General features: G+C 71.4%; 16 protein-coding genes. 12 read left to right on the top strand and 4 right to left on the bottom strand.

Annotation, left to right across the window (positions count from 1 at the left end):
• Nucleotides 1-212: 212 nt before the first annotated feature.
• The 6 genes from ftsZ to AB0I16_RS01305 all read left to right on the top strand — a co-directional run bounded on the left by ftsZ (nt 213) and on the right by AB0I16_RS01305 (nt 5,185).
• Complete coding sequence (gene ftsZ / locus AB0I16_RS01330; protein ID WP_363247210.1) at nt 213-1,454, top strand: cell division protein FtsZ; 1,242 nt, start codon at nt 213-215, stop codon at nt 1,452-1,454.
• Between the two features lie 16 nt (nt 1,455-1,470).
• A complete protein-coding gene (gene pgeF / locus AB0I16_RS01325; RefSeq protein WP_363247209.1) occupies nt 1,471-2,202 on the top strand; it encodes a peptidoglycan editing factor PgeF in 732 nt (243 codons plus the stop codon).
• Nucleotides 2,203-2,208: 6 nt separating this feature from the next.
• A complete protein-coding gene (locus tag AB0I16_RS01320; RefSeq protein ID WP_363247208.1) occupies nt 2,209-2,928 on the top strand; it encodes a YggS family pyridoxal phosphate-dependent enzyme in 720 nt (239 codons plus the stop codon).
• Between the two features lie 125 nt (nt 2,929-3,053).
• Nucleotides 3,054-3,680, top strand: coding sequence for a cell division protein SepF (gene sepF, locus AB0I16_RS01315; protein ID WP_363247207.1), 627 nt, complete (start codon nt 3,054-3,056; stop codon nt 3,678-3,680).
• Nucleotides 3,681-3,762: 82 nt separating this feature from the next.
• Nucleotides 3,763-4,047, top strand: coding sequence for a YggT family protein (locus tag AB0I16_RS01310; RefSeq protein ID WP_062781180.1), 285 nt, complete (start codon nt 3,763-3,765; stop codon nt 4,045-4,047).
• A gap of 55 nt (nt 4,048-4,102) precedes the next feature.
• On the top strand, nt 4,103-5,185 hold the full coding sequence (locus tag AB0I16_RS01305) for a DivIVA domain-containing protein (protein ID WP_363247206.1): 1,083 nt from the start codon (nt 4,103-4,105) through the stop codon (nt 5,183-5,185).
• 209 nt (nt 5,186-5,394) lie between these two features.
• On the opposite strand, the gene ileS is transcribed toward AB0I16_RS01305, so the two are convergent.
• Nucleotides 5,395-8,541: an isoleucine--tRNA ligase gene (gene ileS / locus AB0I16_RS01300; RefSeq protein ID WP_363247205.1), complete on the bottom strand. Its 3,147-nt coding sequence runs from the start codon at nt 8,539-8,541 to the stop codon at nt 5,395-5,397.
• Between the two features lie 593 nt (nt 8,542-9,134).
• On the opposite strand from ileS, the gene AB0I16_RS01295 reads away from it, so the two are divergent.
• The 5 genes from AB0I16_RS01295 (at nt 9,135) to AB0I16_RS01275 (ending at nt 14,231) form a co-directional block, all read left to right on the top strand.
• Nucleotides 9,135-10,289 carry a TraR/DksA C4-type zinc finger protein gene (locus AB0I16_RS01295; RefSeq protein ID WP_363247204.1) on the top strand — a complete coding sequence of 385 codons (1,155 nt, stop codon included), beginning with the start codon at nt 9,135-9,137 and terminating at the stop codon, nt 10,287-10,289.
• Between the two features lie 79 nt (nt 10,290-10,368).
• Nucleotides 10,369-11,034: a signal peptidase II gene (lspA, locus tag AB0I16_RS01290; protein ID WP_363247203.1), complete on the top strand. Its 666-nt coding sequence runs from the start codon at nt 10,369-10,371 to the stop codon at nt 11,032-11,034.
• An 82-nt stretch (nt 11,035-11,116) separates the two neighbouring features.
• Entirely contained in the window at nt 11,117-12,058 is a 942-nt protein-coding gene (locus AB0I16_RS01285; RefSeq protein WP_363247202.1) for an RluA family pseudouridine synthase, read from the top strand.
• The gene (locus AB0I16_RS01280) at nt 12,055-12,522 is read left to right on the top strand and encodes a GNAT family N-acetyltransferase (protein WP_363247201.1); all 468 of its coding nucleotides are present in this window, start codon (nt 12,055-12,057) and stop codon (nt 12,520-12,522) included. Before AB0I16_RS01285 ends, AB0I16_RS01280 begins: the two co-directional genes overlap by 4 nt.
• 122 nt (nt 12,523-12,644) lie before the next feature.
• Nucleotides 12,645-14,231 carry a Na+/H+ antiporter gene (locus AB0I16_RS01275; protein WP_363247200.1) on the top strand — a complete coding sequence of 529 codons (1,587 nt, stop codon included), beginning with the start codon at nt 12,645-12,647 and terminating at the stop codon, nt 14,229-14,231.
• Between the two features lie 33 nt (nt 14,232-14,264).
• Here the strand turns inward: AB0I16_RS01275 and AB0I16_RS01270 are convergent, their stop codons facing one another.
• On the bottom strand, nt 14,265-15,374 hold the full coding sequence (locus AB0I16_RS01270; RefSeq protein WP_363247198.1) for a mechanosensitive ion channel domain-containing protein: 1,110 nt from the start codon (nt 15,372-15,374) through the stop codon (nt 14,265-14,267).
• A 73-nt stretch (nt 15,375-15,447) separates the two neighbouring features.
• Between AB0I16_RS01270 and AB0I16_RS01265 the strand changes: the two genes are divergently transcribed.
• Nucleotides 15,448-16,017 (top strand): dienelactone hydrolase family protein, encoded by a 570-nt coding sequence (locus AB0I16_RS01265; RefSeq protein WP_363247197.1) that lies wholly within the window; start codon nt 15,448-15,450, stop codon nt 16,015-16,017.
• Nucleotides 16,018-16,053: 36 nt separating this feature from the next.
• Here AB0I16_RS01265 and AB0I16_RS01260 read toward each other — a convergent pair whose 3' ends face one another.
• Nucleotides 16,054-17,733, bottom strand: a complete 1,680-nt coding sequence (locus AB0I16_RS01260; RefSeq protein ID WP_363247196.1) for an alkaline phosphatase D family protein — start codon at nt 17,731-17,733, stop codon at nt 16,054-16,056.
• A 108-nt stretch (nt 17,734-17,841) separates the two neighbouring features.
• A complete protein-coding gene (locus AB0I16_RS01255) occupies nt 17,842-18,660 on the bottom strand; it encodes a thioredoxin domain-containing protein (RefSeq protein WP_363247195.1) in 819 nt (272 codons plus the stop codon).
• Nucleotides 18,661-18,688: the final 28 nt, after the last annotated feature.

Below are 18,688 nucleotides of genomic sequence, written 5' to 3'. Positions count from 1 at the left end.
AGAAAAACGGGAGGTTCGGCGTGTTCGTTGAACGTGCGCCACTTGTCGACTTAGTGTCCTGTTCGGAAGAGTCCAGGGAACAGGCACACTGGTAACCCTAAACTTCAGCGTTAGGGTTCGGGTCGGCGTTCGGACCGTCCCATTCGGCATCAGTCGTCGCATCGCGTCAGAGCGAAACGGCGACACGTAACTCGAGGCGAGAGGCCTTCGACGTGGCAGCACCGCAGAACTACCTCGCAGTCATCAAAGTCATCGGTGTCGGCGGCGGTGGTGTCAATGCCATCAACCGGATGATCGAGGTCGGTCTCAAGGGCGTCGAGTTCATCGCCATCAACACCGACGCGCAAGCCCTGTTGATGAGCGACGCCGACGTCAAGCTCGACGTAGGCCGTGAACTCACGCGCGGACTCGGCGCGGGCGCCAACCCGGCCGTCGGCCGCAAGGCGGCCGAGGACCACCGCGAGGAGATCGAGGAGGTCCTCAAGGGGGCCGACATGGTCTTCGTCACCGCCGGCGAAGGCGGCGGCACCGGCACGGGCGGCGCACCCGTCGTCGCCAACATCGCGCGCTCGCTCGGCGCCCTCACCATCGGCGTGGTCACCCGGCCCTTCACCTTCGAGGGCCGCCGCCGCGCCAACCAGGCGGAGGACGGCATCGCGGAGCTGCGCGAAGAGGTCGACACCCTCATCGTCATCCCCAACGACCGGCTGCTCTCCATCTCGGACCGGCAGGTATCCGTCCTCGACGCCTTCAAGTCGGCGGACCAGGTCCTGCTCTCCGGTGTCCAGGGCATCACCGACCTCATCACCACGCCCGGTCTGATCAACCTCGACTTCGCCGACGTCAAGTCGGTCATGTCCGAGGCCGGTTCGGCGCTCATGGGCATCGGCTCGGCCCGCGGCGACGACCGCGCGGTCGCCGCCGCGGAGATGGCGATCTCCTCGCCGCTCCTCGAAGCCTCCATCGACGGCGCGCGCGGCGTGCTGCTCTCCATCTCCGGCGGCTCCGACCTCGGCCTGTTCGAGATCAACGAAGCGGCACAGCTCGTCAGCGAGGCCGCGCACCCCGAGGCCAACATCATCTTCGGCGCGGTCATCGACGACGCGCTCGGCGACGAGGTCCGGGTCACCGTCATCGCCGCCGGGTTCGACGGCGGGCAGCCGCCGTCCAAGCGGGACACCGTGCTCGGCTCGGCCTCCGGCCCCGCCAAGCGCGAGGAGCCCGCGCCGCCCGCGGCGACGCCCGCCAGGCCCGTCGAATCGTCCCGTCCGGCCTTCGGCGGTCTCGGCAGCGTGACCCCGCGCGAGGAGCCGTCGGCACCGGAGCCCGTGGAGACGGCACCGACGGCCGGCGAGACCCCGTCCGCGCCGGTGGCGCCCCCGCAGGTGCCGCCGGCCCGGCCCTACCAGGACAGCCAGGCCGAAGAGCTGGACGTCCCGGACTTCCTGAAGTGATGGCGGACTTCACGAAGTGATAAGCGAGCACAGCACCACGAACGGCGCGCACTTCGCCTTCACCGACCGGTGGGGCGGGGTGAGCGCCGTTCCGTACGAGGAGCTCAATCTCGGCGGCGCCGTCGGCGACGACCCCGAGGCGGTACGCGCCAACCGCGCCCTGGCCGCCAAGTCCCTCGGCGTCGAAGCCGGCCACGTGGTCTGGATGAACCAGGTGCACGGCCGTGACGTCGCCGTGGTCGACGGGCCCTGGGGCCACGGCGCCGAGGTCCCGGCCGTCGACGCGGTGGTCACCGCCCGCAGGGGCCTCGCCCTCGCCGTGCTGACCGCCGACTGCACGCCCGTCCTGCTCGCCGACCCGGTGGCCGGGGTGGCCGCGGCGGCGCACGCCGGGCGCCCCGGCATGGTGGCGGGCGTCGTTCCCGCCGCCGTGGAGGCGATGGTGAAGCTCGGCGCGGACCCGGCCCGCGTGGTCGCCCGCACCGGCCCCGCCGTCTGCGGGCGCTGCTACGAAGTCCCGGGAGCGATGCGCGCCGAAGTCGCCGCCGTCGAGCCCGCGGCGTACGCCGAGACGAGTTGGGGCACGCCGGCGGTCGACGTGACCGCGGGGGTGCACGCCCAGCTCGAACGGCTCGGGGTGCGCGACCGGGGGCGTTCCCCGGCGTGCACGCTGGAATCCGGTGACCACTTCTCGTACCGCCGCGACCGCACGACCGGTCGTCTGGCGGGCTATGTCTGGCTGGACTGATAGGGCATGACGGACCGTAGAAGCGAACTCGCGGCGAACCTGGCGCAGGTCGAGGAGCGCATCGACGCGGCCTGCGCCGCGGCAGGGCGCAAGCGCGAGGAAGTGACCCTGATCGTGGTCACGAAGACCTACCCCGCGAGTGATGTGCGCATTCTCTCGGAACTGGGTGTGCGCCATGTCGCGGAGAACCGCGACCAGGACGCGGCGCCCAAGGCCGCCCAGTGCACGGATCTGCCACTCACCTGGCACTTCGTGGGCCAGTTGCAGACCAATAAGGTCCGTTCCGTGGTCGGTTATGCCGATCTGGTGCAGTCCGTGGACCGCCCCAAGCTGGTCACGGCCCTCTCGGCGGCCGCTGTCCGCGCGGAGCGCGAGATCGGCTGCCTGATCCAGGTGGCGCTCGACGCCGATGAGCACGGGCGCGGTGAGCGCGGGGGCGTCGGGGCCGGTGGCATCGAGGAGTTGGCCGCGTCCGTGGCCGCGGCGCCGGGGCTTCGGCTGGACGGTCTGATGACCGTCGCGCCGCTCACCGGGCCCTACGCCGGGCGGCAGCAGGCGGCGTTCGAGCGGCTGAGGGAATTCTCAACCCTCATGCGCGCGACCCATCCGGCTGCGAACATGGTGTCGGCAGGGATGAGCGCGGACCTCGAACAGGCCGTAGCGGCGGGAGCGACACATGTACGCGTCGGTACGGCGGTACTCGGAGTCCGACCCGGGCTCGGGTAACGTCGCCAAGAAGTCGGACCACAGCAGAAAATATGGTCATTCCCGCTGATCCGGCGGGGATACCTCGTGGATCGCGGGCAGTTGGTGACGACAGCCGATCCACCACAGAGCGGAGGACTCAGAGCATGGCCGGCGCGATGCGCAAGATGGCGGTCTACCTCGGCCTCGTGGAGGACGATGGGTACGACGGTCCGGGGTTCGATCCCGATGACGAGTTCGAGCCCGAGCCGGAGCCCGAGCGGGAGCGCAGGCGGCACGACCCGCCGCGCCAGCCGCACCAGTCCCAACGGGACGAATCGGTACGAGTGGTGCAGCCTCCGGCGCCCCGTGAGCCGGCGGCCCATGCCACTTCGCTGGCCGCGGAATCCGGACGTCCGGCACGAATCGCCCCCGTGGCATCCATCACACCTGAACGCCAGAGCCTGGAGAAGAACGCACCGGTGATCATGCCCAAGGTCGTGTCCGAGCGGGAGCCCTACCGCATCACCACGCTGCACCCGCGGACGTACAACGAGGCCCGTACCATCGGGGAACACTTCCGCGAGGGCACTCCGGTGATCATGAACTTGACCGAGATGGACGACACGGACGCGAAGCGACTTGTCGACTTTGCCGCCGGTCTCGTCTTCGGTCTCCATGGGAGCATTGAACGCGTGACGCAGAAGGTGTTCCTGTTGTCGCCTGCTAACGTCGATGTAACGGCGGAGGACAAGGCTCGCATCGCAGAGGGCGGGTTCTTCAACCAGAGCTGAGGCCCAGTGGCCGCAGCGGTTGCCGTAGACGCAGTACCGGAACGACGAAGCACGAGTTGGCAGGGGAGAGGGAAACGCGGACATGAGCGTGTTCTTGCAGGTGCTCTACATCGCGCTGATGTGCTTCCTCATCGTGCTGATCTTCCGGTTGGTCATGGACTACGTCTTCCAGTTCGCCCGCTCGTGGCAACCCGGCAAGGCGATGGTGGTCGTTCTGGAGGCCACCTACACTGTCACTGATCCACCGCTCAAGCTTCTGCGGCGGTTCATTCCGCCGCTGCGTCTCGGGGGCGTGGCGCTCGACCTGTCCTTCTTCGTACTGATGATCATCGTCTACATCCTGATCTCCGTCGTGAGGCAGCTGTGAGCTCGATGTCAGCTACGTTCTTGCCGAATGCCGACGACTACGTTGAGGTGAAGAGATGCCGTTGACCCCCGAGGACGTGCGGAACAAGCAGTTCACAACCGTCCGCCTCCGAGAAGGCTATGACGAGGACGAGGTCGATGCCTTCCTCGACGAGGTCGAAGCCGAACTGACCCGCCTGCTCCGCGAGAACGAGGACCTGCGCGCCAAGCTGGCCGCCGCCACTCGTGCCGCGGCTCAGAACCAGCAGCAGGGCGGGATGCGCAAGGGTCCCGACGGGCCGCCGCAGGACCAGCGAGGTCCCGGTGCCCCGGTACCCGCCGCCATATCGGGCCCGCAGCCGGTCCCGCCGCAGCAGCAGATGGGTGGCCCCATGGGCGGCCCGCCCCAGCTGCCCGGCGGCGCACCCCAGCTGCCCGCAGGTCCGAGCGGTCACGGCCCCCAGGGCGGTCCGCAGGGTCCCGGTCCGATGGGCCAGGGTCCGATGGGTGGCCCCATGGGCGGTCCCATGGGCGGCCACGGTGGTCCTCCGCAGATGCCGCAGCCCGGTCAGGGCCCCGGTGGCGACAGTGCCGCCCGGGTGCTCTCCCTGGCGCAGCAGACCGCCGACCAGGCGATCGCGGAGGCCCGCTCCGAGGCCAACAAGATCGTCGGCGAGGCCCGCTCGCGCGCCGAGGGCCTTGAGCGTGACGCCCGTGCCAAGGCCGACGCCCTGGAGCGGGACGCGCAGGAGAAGCACCGCGTCGCGATGGGCTCCCTGGAGTCCGCCCGCGCCACGCTGGAGCGCAAGGTCGAGGACCTGCGCGGCTTCGAGCGCGAGTACCGCACGCGTCTGAAGTCGTACCTGGAGTCGCAGCTCCGTCAGCTGGAGACCCAGGCCGACGACTCCCTGGCCCCGCCGCGTACTCCGGCCACCGCCTCGCTGCCGCCGTCCCCGGCGCCGTCGATGGCTCCGGCCGGTGCGGGTGCCCCGTCCTACGGCGGCAACCAGGGCGCCGGCGGTCCGTCCTACGGCGGCCAGCAGCAGATGTCCCCGGCGATGACGCAGCCGATGGCACCGGTGCGGCCGCAGGGCCAGCAGCCCATGCAGCAGGCTCCGTCCCCGATGCGTGGCTTCCTCATCGACGAGGACGACAACTGACGGGCGATCCCACGCCGTAGAGGCGTCGGCAGCGTTCAGGGCCGGGCCCCCAGATTTCTGGGGGCCCGGCCCTTTTGTGCCGTGAGGCGCTTGCGGGGCGCTGCGGGGCGCGGGGCGCTGCGGGGCGTTGTCGGGCGGGGCAACGCGAAAGGCCCGGCCCCCTCGGCGAATCCCAGGGGCCGGGCCTTTCGCGTCGTTCCCGTGGACGCTTACGCCTTGCGGAGGCGGAAGGTCAGCTTCAGGGGTTCGTCCGTGAACGGCTGACCGTAGGTGTCGTCCGCCTCACCCTGCGCGAAGTCGGTCGCGAGGACCTCGTCCGCGATCAGCTCGGCGTGCTCGGCCAGCGCCGTGAGCACCGCCGGGTCCGTCGAGGTCCAGCGCAGGGCGATGCGGTCGGCGACGTCGAGGCCGCTGTTCTTGCGGGCCTCCTGGATCAGGCGGATCGCGTCGCGGGCCAGCCCGGCCCTGCGCAGCTCCTCGGTGATCTCCAGGTCGAGCGCGACCGTGGCCCCGGAGTCGGACGCCACGGACCAGCCCTCGCGCGGGGTCTCCGTGATGATCACCTCGTCCGGGGCGAGCGTCACGGTCTCGCCGTCGACCTCGACCGACGCGGTGCCCTCACGCAGCGCGAGGGAGAGCGCGGCGGCGTCGGCCTCGGCCACGGCCTTGGCGACCGCCTGGACGCCCTTGCCGAACCGCTTGCCGAGCGCCCGGAAGTTGGCCTTCGCGGTGGTGTCGACCAGGGAGCCGCCGACTTCGGAGAGCGACGCCAGGGAGGAGACGTTCAGCTCCTCGGTGATCTGGGTGTGCAGCTCGGGGTTGAGCGCCTCGAAGCCGGAGGCCGCCACCAGCGCGCGGGACAGCGGCTGGCGGGTCTTGACGCCGGACTCCGCGCGCGTGGCGCGGCCCAGCTCCACCAGGCGGCGCACGAGGACCATCTGCTGCGAGAGCTCCGGGTCGATCGCCGACAGGTCGGCCTCGGGCCACGAGGACAGGTGGACCGACTCCGGCGCGTCCGGGGTGACGGGCACGACCAGGTCCTGCCAGACACGCTCGGTGATGAACGGTGTCAGCGGGGCCATCAGGCGCGTGACCGTCTCGACGACCTCGTGCAGGGTGCGCAGGGCCGCCTTGTCGCCCTGCCAGAAGCGGCGGCGCGAGCGGCGTACGTACCAGTTGGAGAGGTTGTCCACGAAGACGGACAGGAGCTTGCCCGCGCGCTGGGTGTCGTAGGACTCAAGGGCCTGGGTGACCTGGTCGGTGAGCGCGTGCAGCTCACTGAGCAGCCAGCGGTCGAGGAGCGGGCGGTCGGCGGGCGCCGGGTCGGCGTCGCTGGGGGCCCACTTCGACGTACGCGCGTACAGCGCCTGGAAGGCCACCGTGTTCCAGTACGTGAGGAGCGTCTTGCGGACGACCTCCTGGATGGTGCCGTGGCCCACGCGGCGGGCCGCCCACGGGGAGCCGCCGGCCGCCATGAACCAGCGGACCGCGTCGGCGCCGTGCTGGTCCATGAGCGGGATCGGCTGGAGGATGTTCCCGAGGTGCTTGGACATCTTGCGGCCGTCCTCGGCGAGGATGTGGCCGAGGCAGACCACGTTCTCGTAGGACGACTTGTCGAAGACCAGGGTGCCGACGGCCATCATCGTGTAGAACCAGCCGCGCGTCTGGTCGATGGCCTCGGAGATGAACTGCGCCGGGTAGCGGCTCTCGAACAGCTCCTTGTTCTTGTACGGGTAGCCGTACTGGGCGAACGGCATCGAACCCGAGTCGTACCAGGCGTCGATGACCTCGGGCACGCGCGTGGCCGTCGAGCCGCAGCCCTCCTGCGGGCAGGCGAAGGTGATCCCGTCGATGAACGGGCGGTGCGGGTCGAGGTCCGACTGGTCGGTGCCCGTCAGCTCGGAGAGTTCCGCGCGTGAGCCGACGCAGGTCAGGTGGGACTCCTCGCAGCGCCAGATGGGCAGCGGGGTGCCCCAGTAGCGGTTGCGGGAGAGGGCCCAGTCGACGTTGTTGGTCAGCCAGTCGCCGAAGCGGCCGTGCTTGACCGAGTCGGGGAACCAGTTGGTCTTCTCGTTCTCCTGGAGGAGGCGGTCCTTGATGGCCGTGGTGCGGATGTACCAGGACGGCTGCGCGTAGTACAGCAGCGCCGTGTGGCAGCGCCAGCAGTGCGGGTAGCTGTGCTCGTACGCGATGTGCCGGAAGAGCAGGCCGCGCTCGTCCAGGTCCTTGGTGAGGGCCTCGTCGGCCTTCTTGAAGAAGACGCCGCCCACGAGCGGGACGTCCTCCTCGAAGGTGCCGTCGGGGCGCACCGGGTTGACGACCGGCAGTCCGTACGACCGGCAGACCTTGAGGTCGTCCTCACCGAAGGCGGGGGACTGGTGGACCAGACCGGTGCCGTCCTCGGTGGTGACGTACGCGGCGTTCACCACGTAGTGCGCGGGGGCCGGGAACTCCACGAGCTCGAAGGGACGTTGGTAGTTCCAGCGCTCCATCTCGGCGCCGGTGAAGGTCTCGCCGGTGGTCTCCCATCCCTCGCCGAGGGCCTTCTCGACGAGCGGCTGGGCGACGACCAGCTTCTCCTCGCCGTCCGTCGCGACGACGTACGTGACGTCGGGGTGCGCGGCGACGGCGGTGTTGGAGACGAGGGTCCAGGGGGTCGTCGTCCAGACCAGGAGGGCGGCCTCGCCCGCGAGGGGACCGGAGGTGAGGGGGAAACGGACGTAGACGGAAGGGTCGACGACCGTTTCGTAGCCCTGCGCCAGCTCGTGGTCGGACAGGCCCGTGCCGCAGCGCGGGCACCAGGGGGCGACGCGGTGGTCCTGGACGAGCAGGTCCTTGTCGAAGATCTCCTTCAGGGACCACCACACCGACTCGACGTACTCGGGGTCCATCGTGCGGTACGCGTCGTCGAGGTCGACCCAGTACCCCATGCGGGTCGTCAGCTCGACGAAGGCGTCGGTGTGCCGGGTGACGGACTCGCGGCACTTGGCGTTGAACGCCGCGATGCCGTACGCCTCGATGTCCTTCTTGCCGTTGAACCCCAGCTCCTTCTCGACCGCGAGCTCCACGGGGAGGCCGTGGCAGTCCCAGCCGGCCTTGCGGGCCACGTGGTAGCCCCGCATGGTGCGGAAGCGCGGGAAGACGTCCTTGAAGACGCGGGCCTCGATGTGGTGGGCACCCGGCATGCCGTTGGCGGTCGGCGGGCCCTCGTAGAACACCCACTCGGGGCGCCCCTCGGACTGGTCGAGGCTCTTGGCGAAGATCTTCTGCTCGCGCCAGAAGTCGAGCACGGCGTGCTCAAGGGCGGGCAGGTCGACCTGGGCGGGCACCTGGCGGTACTGCGGCGGCGTGTTCAACGAGTCCTCCGGCGGATGTGCTGCCTTCCGTCGGAGGGACGAGAGCCGTGTGCGCCTCGTGCGGCGCGCTCCCGCGGTACCACCCTCCTTGGCCCTCCGGCACGAGGTCCGTGCCGGTGAGCCCCCTCATTGGGGTCGCGAAACCGGCTCTACTGACCTCCGCTGTGACGCTTCGGCGTTCTTCCGGCGGCTCCGGGGTGATCTTCACGTCGCGCGGGCCCCCGGGCTCACACCGTCCCCGGGTCGCTCATGGCTGCGTACGCCGCTACTCGTCCCCATCCACGCTTCTCGCTGCCGCCCAGTGTACGGCGCCCGCGGAGGCGCGGCCGACCGGTTTTCCGGGAGCCGGGCGGGGCGCGGGGGCCGGGGTGCCGGGTGACCCGAATGGCGACATGCGGGGCGAGGTGATCGCCGCGAGCGCCGGGCGGCGGATTACCCGCCGGAGAGCTGGGCACAACGCTTGCAGACTCGCCGCGCGGGAGCCGCGCGGCGGGCGGATCGGGCGGCGTGCCCCGTTGCCGCGGGCCTGGAGTCGATTTATCGTCCCAGCACGATTCGCGTGCAAGATCACAATATGTGAAGGGGCCGCGGCCATGGTGGCGAAGAAGACCGCCGTACAGCAGTCGGCGTCCGGCAGATCCACCGTGCCCGGCGGGGGTGCTCCGGCCGGCGAGGGTGCCGCCGGGGAGCCGGCGGGCGCCGAGCAGCCGGCGGGCAGCAAGGCGCCGCCCGGTAAGGCGACGGCCGGGAGGACCGCGGTGGGGAAGACCGCGGCCAAGAAGGTTTCACCCAAGGCCGCGGGGAAGAAGGCCGCGGGCAAGACGGCCGCCGCACAGAAGACCACCGCCAAGAAGACCACGGCCAAAGCCACCGCCAAAGCCACCGCCAAGAAGGCCGCCGCCAAGAAGCACTCACCGGCTGAGGCCCCGCACGGCGGAGCGGCGTCCAGCGGAGCCGACGCCGGGGACGCGGCCATCGTGGACGCGAGTACGCAGGTCGCGGCGGCGGACGCGGTCCCCGGGCGCGAGGCCCCGGCACCGGGCCCGGTGAAGAGGGCGGCCGTCGAGAGCGGCGCGGCCGAGGAGCCGGACACGGGACAGTCGGGCGGCGGCACCGCCGGGAGGAGCGGTGCGGGGACGGGCCGGGCCGAGAAGGACGGGCAGGGCCGGGGCAGGACACGTGGGGCCGGGCGGAGCCCGGAGGAGTCGGCCGCGTCCGCGGCCGAAGGTGCGGCTGAGGCCGCGGAGACGACGGGAGCCACGACAGTGGTTGCGAAGAAGACTCCGGGCACGGCGACCGCGGCGAAGAAGCCGACGGCGGTTCCCAAGGCGCGTGCCGCCGCGGTGGAGCCCGGCGAGCTCGCGGTCCGTCCGGGCGAGGACCCGTGGACCCCGGACGAGGTCGAGGAGGCCCGCGCGGGGCTCCAGGGCGAGACCCAGCGGCTGACCAGCGAGATCGCGTCCTCGGAGGCGGCACTCGCGGGGCTGATGCGGGACTCGGGCGACGGTGCGGGCGACGACGAGGCGGACACCGGCACGAAGAACATCACGCGGGAGCACGAGATGGCGCTCGCCGCCAACGCGCGCGAGATGCTGGAGCAGACCGAGCGGGCCATGGAACGGCTCGACGCGGGCACGTACGGGCTCTGCGAGAACTGCGGCAACCCCATCGGCAAGGCGCGCATGCAGGCCTTCCCGCGCGCGACCCTGTGCGTGGAGTGCAAGCAGAAGCAGGAACGGCGCTACTGAGCGCGGCCTTGGCACCTGCGCCCGCACGCGTGTGCCGTACCCTCGTCCCCAGTCAGGTACCTAAGGTTGAGGGACTCACGTGGCAGAGGCGGAGCGCATCATCGGTACGCCGGACATCCCCGGGACGGCCGGGCCCGAGCCGGAGCGGTCCGGTCCGGACGCGGACGGGAAGGCGGCGGGCACCCCCGGCGACCCGTCCGGCGACGCCACGGCGGAGGAGCCGGACGGGGACGCGGGCCGGGACCGGCCGGCGTCCAGGGGCAGGCGCAGGATCGCCGTGCTCTTCACCGTGGCTGCCGTCGCGTACGCCCTCGACCTGATCAGCAAGATGATCGTGGTCGCGAAGCTGGAGCACCACGAGCCGATCGACATCCTCGGCGAGTGGCTGCGCTTCAACGCCATCCGCAACGCGGGCGCCGCCTTCGGCTTCGGCGAGGCCTTCACCATCATCTTCACCTGCATCGCCGCGGGCGTCATCGTGGTGATCGCCCGGCTCGCCCGCAAGCTCTACAGCCTGCCCTGGGCCATCGCGCTCGGCCTGCTCCTCGGCGGGGCGCTCGGCAACCTCACCGACCGGATCTTCCGCGCGCCCGGCGTGTTCGAGGGCGCGGTGGTGGACTTCATCGCCCCCAAGGGCTTCGCGGTCTTCAACCTCGCGGACTCGGCGATCGTCTGCGGCGGCATCCTGATCGTGCTGCTCTCCTTCCGCGGACTCGACCCGGACGGCACCGTCCACAAGGACTGAGGCCCCCGGCGCGAGCCCGCGGCGGGCCCGTCGCGGAGGACTGAGGTGCGGGAGTGCCGCTGGGCTCCTGCATACTCAATGGGTGAGCACGATTCCCGAGATCCGCACCCTGCCCGTGCCGGACGGCCTGGAGGGCGAGCGCGTCGACGCCGCCATCTCGCGCATGTTCGGTTTCTCCCGCACGAAGGCCGCCGAGCTCGCCGCGGCGGGGAAGGTCTCGGTCGACGGCTCGGTGGTCGGCAAGTCCGAGCGGGTGCACGGCGGCGCCTGGCTGGAAGTGGAGATGCCGCAGGCCGCCGCTCCGGTGCAGATCGTGGCCGAGCCCGTCGAGGGCATGGAGATCGTGCACGACGACGACGACATCGTCGTGATCGTCAAGCCGGTCGGCGTGGCCGCGCACCCGAGCCCCGGCTGGACGGGGACGACCGTGATCGGCGGCCTCGCCGCCGCGGGGTACCGCATCTCGACCTCCGGCGCCGCCGAGCGCCAGGGCATCGTGCACCGCCTCGACGTCGGCACCTCGGGCCTGATGGTGGTCGCCAAGTCCGAGCGGGCGTACACGTCGCTGAAGCGCCAGTTCAAGGAGCGCACGGTCGACAAGCGGTACAACGCGCTGGTGCAGGGCCACCCCGACCCCATGAGCGGCACCATCGACGCCCCCATCGGCCGCCACCCGAACCACGACTACAAGTGGGCGGTCACGGCCGAGGGCAAGCCCTCCGTGACGCACTACGACCTCATCGAGGCGTTCCGCGCCGCCTCCCTGCTCGACATCAAGCTGGAGACGGGCCGCACGCACCAGATCCGCGTCCACATGTCGGCACACCGCCACCCCTGCGTCGGCGACCTGACGTACGGCGCGGACCCCACGCTCGCCAAGCGGCTCGGCCTCACCCGCCAGTGGCTGCACGCCGTCCGGCTCGGCTTCGAGCACCCGGGCGACGGCCGGTGGGCCGAGTTCGAGAGCCGCTACCCCGACGACCTCCAGCAGGCCCTCGACCGGGTGCGGGCGGAGAGCTCGTGAGCGAGGTGACGGTCAGGACCGCCGAGGGCCCCGACGAACTGGAGGCCTGCTTCGCGGTCCGCAAGGAGGTCTTCGTGGTCGAGCAGCAGGTCCCCGAGGACCTTGAGTACGACGCGTACGACGCCGGCGCGGTCCACGTCCTCGCCGTGCGCGACGACGGCACGCCGCTCGGCACGGGCCGCCTCCTGACCGGCGCCGCTGCCGCCGCCAAGAACGGCGGCGAGAAGGGCATCGGCGCGCTCGGACGGCTCGCGGTGCGCCGGACCGCGCGCGGGCTCGGCGTCGGCGCGCGGCTGGTCGCGGCCATCGAGGACGCGGCACGCGCGCGCGGTCTGACGGCGGTGGACCTGCACGCCCAGACCCACGCCCTGGGTTTCTACGAACGTCTGGGGTATGAGGTCTACGGCCCGGAGTTCCCCGACGCGGGCATCCCGCACCGCGCCATGCGCAAGGCGCTGCGCTAGGGCCTGCCCCGCGGGCCGTCGGCGCGAGCGGGTAAACGGGGGGCATTGATCCGGTTCACGGGCGCGGCGTGGCAGGGTTGAGGTCCTGATCGTCCCTGCTACGAACCGCCGGAGGGCGCACCGTGGACCAGCTGGCGCTGCTGCTCATCCTGTTGCTGGGTGCCGTGGTCACCGTGCCCCTCGGGGACCGGCTGGGGCTGCCCGCGCCGGTCCTGATGACGCTGGCGGGTATCGGCATGGCCCTGCTGCCGTTCGTGCCCAATGTGGAGATCCCGCCGGACTACATCCTTCCGCTGGTCCTGCCGCCGCTGCTCTACGCCGCCGTGCAGCGCACCTCGTGGCGGCAGTTCGCGGCCAACCGGAGGCCCATCTTCCTGCTCGCCGTGGCGCTGGTGTTCGTGACGACCGCGGTGGTCGCCGCCGTGGCGGGCACCGTCGTACCCGGCCTGCCCATCGCCGCCGCCGTCGCGCTCGGGGCGCTCGTCGCGCCGCCCGACCCGGTCGCCGCGACCGCCGTGGCGGGCTCGCTCGGACTGCCCCGCAGGCTCGTGTCGATCCTGGAGGGCGAGGGGCTCTTCAACGACGTCACGGCGATCGTGCTCTACCACGTGGCGATCGCGGCGGCGGTGAGCGGCACCTTCTCCTGGCCGTCCGCGGTGGGCCGGCTCGTGCTGTCCGCCGTGGTCGCCGTGCTCGTGGGGCTCGTCCTCGGCTGGATCACCAACAAGGTCATGGGGCTGCTCGGCGACGCCACGCTCCAGACGGGCCTGTCGCTGCTCGTGCCGTTCGTCAGCTACGTCCTCGCCGAGGAGCTGCTCGGCTCCGGTGTGCTCGCCGTCCTGACCACCGCGCTCTACCTCGCCGAGAACGCCGTCGACGCCGACGACGTGCTCGGCCGCATCACCGGCCAGACCTTCTGGCAGATCGTCGACACCCTGGTGACCGGCGCCGCCTTCGGCCTCATCGGCCTGGAACTGCACAACGTCTTCGGGGTCGCGAGCGGCCGCGAGTGGGAGATGGCCGGCTGGGGCGCGGCGATCGTGGGGGCCGTCGTCGGCGTACGGCTGCTGTGGCTGCTGCCCGCGACCTGGCTCGCCAAGCGGCTGCACAAGCGCAGGGACATCGACGAGGAGATCCCGACGACCTGGCGCGAGACCGTCGTGATGTGGTGGGCCGGCATGCGCGGCGTGGCGTCCGTGGCCCTGGCGCTCGCCATTCCGCTCAAGACGGACGACGGCTCGCCGTTCCCGGCCCGCGACGAGATCGTCTTCATCGCGTTCTGCGTCATCATGGCGACCCTCGTCGTGCAGGGCCTCACGCTGCCGCTGCTGGTCAAGAAGCTCGGGGTGCGCGCCGACGGCGACGTGGAGCGGCAGATCGAGCGCGACCTCGCGCTGCGCGCCGCCAGGGCCGCCAAGCGCCGCCTCAAGGAGATCGAGGAGGTCGAGGAGCTGCCCGAGGACGTCTCCGAGCGACTGCAGCGCGGCGCCTTCGACATCGGGGCGAGGATCAGCCCCGACATGATCGACGACGAGCGGCGTGAGCGGTACGCCAAGCGCGTGGACCGCCTGAAGGCCGTGCAGCGCATCCAGCGGGAGATGATGTCGGCCGCCCGCCACGAGGTCCTCGCCGCGCGCAGCGAACCCGGCGCCGACCCCGAGGTCGTCGACCGGGTGCTGCACCACCTGGACGTGCGCAGTCTGCGCTGACCGGGGCGAGGACCGCGGGCGGTGCGGGCGGGGTCAGCCGCGGCCCGTGCGCGGCGCCCGCACGGAGGCGGAGCGCGGGCCGTGGCCGTTGTCGGAGGGCCGCGCGTCCGGTGACGGCTCGGCGAAGGCCGTGGTGACCCGCGGCAGCGCGTAGGGGTGGTGCGCGGTCAGCCACTGGATGAGCTGCTCGCGCACCGTGACCCGCACCGTCCAGATGTCGTCGGCGTCCTTCGCGGTGACGAGGGCGCGTACCTGCATCGTGGTCGGTGTGGTGTCCGTCACGGCGAGGCCCCAGTCCCTGCCGTCCCAGGCCGCGCAGTCCCGCAGGATGTCCCTGAGCTTGTCGCGCATCTGGTGGACCGGCGCCGAGTGGTCCAGGTGGAAGAAGACGGTGCCGGTCATCTGCGCGCCACCGCGCGACCAGTTCTCGAAGGGCTTGGACGTGAAGTACGAGACGGGCATCGTGATCCGGCGCTCGTCCCAGGTGCGCACGGCGAGGAAGGTCAGCGTGATCTCCTCGACGGTGCCCCACTCGCCGTCCACGACGACGGTGTCGCCGATGCGGACCATGTCGCCGAAGGCGATCTGCAGGCCGGCGAAGAGGTTGCCGAGGGTGGACTGGGCGGCGACACCGGCGACGATGCCGATGATGCCCGCGGAGGCGAGGAGCGAGGTGCCCGCCGCCTTCATCGCGGGGAAGGTCAGCAGCATCGCGCCGACGGCCACGGTCCCGACGATGGCCGCGACCACGCGCTGGATGAGCGTGACCTGCGTACGCACCCGGCGGACCCGCGCCGGGTCGCGGTGGGCCGCCGCGTAACGGGCGTACGAGGATTCGACGACCGCGGCGGAGATACGTATCACCAGCCAGGCGGCGGAGCCGATGAGGACGAGGCTCAGGATCTGGCCCACGGCCGTCGAGTGCCTGTGGGTGAGATCGGCCTGGTCGTAGGAGCCTCGCAGCAGGGCGGTGCACAGGGTGAGGTGAAGGGGGACGCGGCAGCGGCGCAGCAGCCCCCAGAGCGGGGTGTCGTGGTGCCGCTGGTCGGCTCGGCGCAGCAGCACGTCGGCCAGCCAGCCGACGACCACCGTGAGCACGACCGAGCCGCCGATCACGATCAACGGACGCAGTACGTTCTCCATGCCTCCGAGGGTAGGGGTACCGGCGCGAAGCCTGGTCGGGGAGGGTGGCCGCCCCGGATGGCACGATGGGCCCATGAACATCATGCTTTTCCACTCGACGTACGGGCCGCGGCCCGCCGTGCACGCGGCCGCCGACCGGCTGCGCGCCGCGGGCCACGAGGTGTGGACCCCCGACCTCTTCGCGGGCCGCACGTTCGACGACGTCGAGTCGGGAAGGGCGTACAGCGCGGAGGTCGGCAAGGACGAGCTCCTGAAGCGGGCGATCCTCGCCGCCGCGCCCTACTCCGAGCGCGGACTCGTCTACGCGGGCTTCTCCCTCGGCGCCGCGACCGCGCAGACCCTGGCCCTCGGTGACGCCAAGGCGCGCGGCCTGCTCCTGCTGCACGGCACCTCCGACATCGCGGAGAACGCCTCGGCGGACGACCTGCCGGTGCAGCTGCACGTGGCGGAGCCCGACCCGTTCGAGACGGACGACTGGCTGAGCGCCTGGTACCTGCGGATGGGCCGGGCCGGAGCCGACGTGGAGATCTACCGCTACGCCGGCGCCGGGCACCTCTACACCGACCCCGGCCTGGACGACTACGACGCCCGGGCCGCGGAGGCGACGTGGCGCACGGCACTCGGCTTCCTGGAGACGCTCTGAGCCCCGGCTCCCGGGGCCGGCCGGAACCCCGGGGCCTCAGCGCACCGGGGCGTCCGCCCGTTCGACCCTCTGCGTGCCGCTGAGCGTGCGGTAGGAGCGGAGCCACGAGGACGTCGCGTCGGGGTCGGTGCGGTCGGAGAGGGCGTAGTAGTCCATCTGCGAGCGCTCGGCGGTGACGTCGAGGACGCCGTAGCCGTGCGAGTCCATGTCCAGCCACCTCACATGGCGGTTGGCGGCCTTGACGGCGGCCACCGCCACCAGCGAGACCGTGTGCGGGGCGACGTTCAGCATGTCGTCGACGTTGTCGGAGGTGACCGAGGTGACCACGAACTCCGTGGCGGCCGAGGGCGACAGGGGGTACGTGGCGGCCTTCACGGGCACGTTGTTGGCCCACGCCATGTGGATGTCGCCGGTCAGGAAGACCGTGTTGCGGATGTCGTTGTCCCGCAGGTGGGAGATGAGTTCCTTGCGGTCGTCGGTGTAGCCGTCCCACTGGTCGACGTTGACGGCGATGCCCTCCTTGGGCAGGCCGAGCAGTTCCGCGAGCGGTTCGAGGAGGTGGGCGGGGAGCGAGCCGAAGGCGACCGGCGAGATCATCACCGAGGTGCCGACCAGCTTCCAGGCGGCGTCGGACGAGGCGAGGCCCGCCTTCAGCCAGTCGAGCTGGGCGCGGCCCGTGATCGTACGGTCCGGGGCGTCGACCTCGCCGCTGCCGGTGCCCGCCTGCTCGGAGCGGAAGGACCGCAGGTCGAGCAGGTGCAGATCGGCGAGCCTGCCGTAGCGGACGCGGCGGTAGACGGTGCCCTCGGTGGAGGGGCGTACGGGCATCCACTCGAAGTACGCCTGCTTGGCCGCCGCCATGCGCCGCTCCCAGGGGCCCTCGGTCTCCGGCGAGTGGTTCACGCCACCGCCCGACCAGGCGTTGTCGGCGAACTCGTGGTCGTCCCACATCGCGATGACCGGGTGCGTGGCGTGCATGGCCCGCGCGTCCGGGTCGGTCTTGTGGGCGCCGTGCCGGGTGCGGTAGTCGGCGAGCGTGACGATCTCGTGCCGAGGCTCGTGCGGCCGTACGACGTTCTCGGCGGAGGGGTACTCGCCGCTCCTGTACTCGTAGAGGTAGTCCCCGAGGTGCAGGACCGCGTCGAGTTCGGTGCGGGCCGCGAGGTGGCGGTAGGCGGAGAAGTAGCCGGCCTCCCAGTTGGCGCAGGAGACCACGCCGAAGCGGACGCCGGGCGCGGCGGCGTCGTGCGCGGGGGTGGTGCGGGTGCGGCCGACGGGGGAGCGGACCTCCTCGGCGTCGCCGCCCGTGCCGCTCACCGAGAACCGGAAGTAATAGGTGGCCGCCGGGCGCAGGCCCCTGACATCGGCCTTGACGGTGTGGTCCGACGCCGCTCGCGCGGTGGTGCCGCCGCGGCCGACGACCCGGGTGAACCCCTTGTCCTCGGCTATCTCCCAGCGCACCGTGACGTCGGGCCCCTTCCCCGACCCGGGCACGGCGTCAGGGGTGGGCGTCACCCGGGTCCACAGCAGGACGCCGTCGGGCAGCGGGTCCCCGGAGGCGACCCCGTGGTGGAAGGCGGGCCCCTCCACGGCGTGCGCGGGGGCCGCGGCGAGGGGGACGCCGAGCGCGGCGGTGGCGGCGGCGGCCTTGACGACGGTACGGCGGCTCGGCGCCGTGGAGCCGAGCGGCTGAGAAAGATCGTTTCGACTGGTCACGGGCGATCACCTTACTCAGGGGTAATCGCAAAGAGCGGGCGAAACCGAGAAGTTCGCCCGCTCTTTCCTCACGCGCCCCGCCGGGAGGCGGGGTCCGTCCGCCCGGGGTCAGCCCTTGAGGGCCTTGTCGATCGCCGTCTTGTAGTCCTCGACCGTGCTGGGGGCGTTCTTCGAGCCCGGCGCGGTCACCGGCTTGCCGTCCATGACGAACGAGGGCGTGCCCTGGACGCCGTCCTTGTTGTCGTCGAACTCCTTCGACATCTCGATGGCCCAGCGGTCGAAGGTGCCGTCCTTGACGTCCTTCTCGAACTTGTCGTTGTTCTTCAGGGCGGGCACCTCGGCGGCCGCCTTCAGGAGGACGGCGTCGTCCTTGAACTTGTCGTCCTGCTCCGCCGGGTGGAAGTCCGCGGAGAAGAGGGTCTTCTTGTACTCCATGAACGCCTCGTCGCTGACGTTCAGCGCCGCGCCGAGCGCGCTGAGGGCGTTGCGCGAACCCTCGCCAGGGATGTTGCGGTCCAGGAAGGTGGCACCGATGAACTGGATCTTGTACTTGCCGTCCTTCACGTCCTTCTCGACCGTCGGGCCGACGGTCTGCTCGAAGGAGGCGCAGATCGGGCAGCGCGGGTCCTCGTAGACCTTGAGGGTCTTCTTCGCGGAGTCCTTGCCGATCACGACGGTCGTGCCGTTCTCGCCCGTGGCGTTCGCCGGCTTGACCAGCTTGGCGTCCTCGGCGGCCTCCCACGCGCCCGGCTCGTTGGACTGCATGACCGCGTAGCCGACGCCGCCGGCTATCGCGAGGACCGCGACGATCGAGACGCCGACGATCGTCGCCCGCTTGCGCTTCTCGCGCTTGCGCTCGGCTTCCTGCTGGGCGCGGATGCGCTCGCGGGCGGCGGACTTGGCGGCCTGGCTGTTGCGCTTGCTCATGATGCGTTTCTCCGTGTGGTTACTGCGT

Source organism: Streptomyces sp. NPDC050703 (assembly GCF_040654435.1).
Taxonomy (GTDB): Bacteria; Actinomycetota; Actinomycetes; order Streptomycetales; family Streptomycetaceae; genus Streptomyces.
This window is presented reverse-complemented; position numbering and strand designations above follow the sequence as displayed.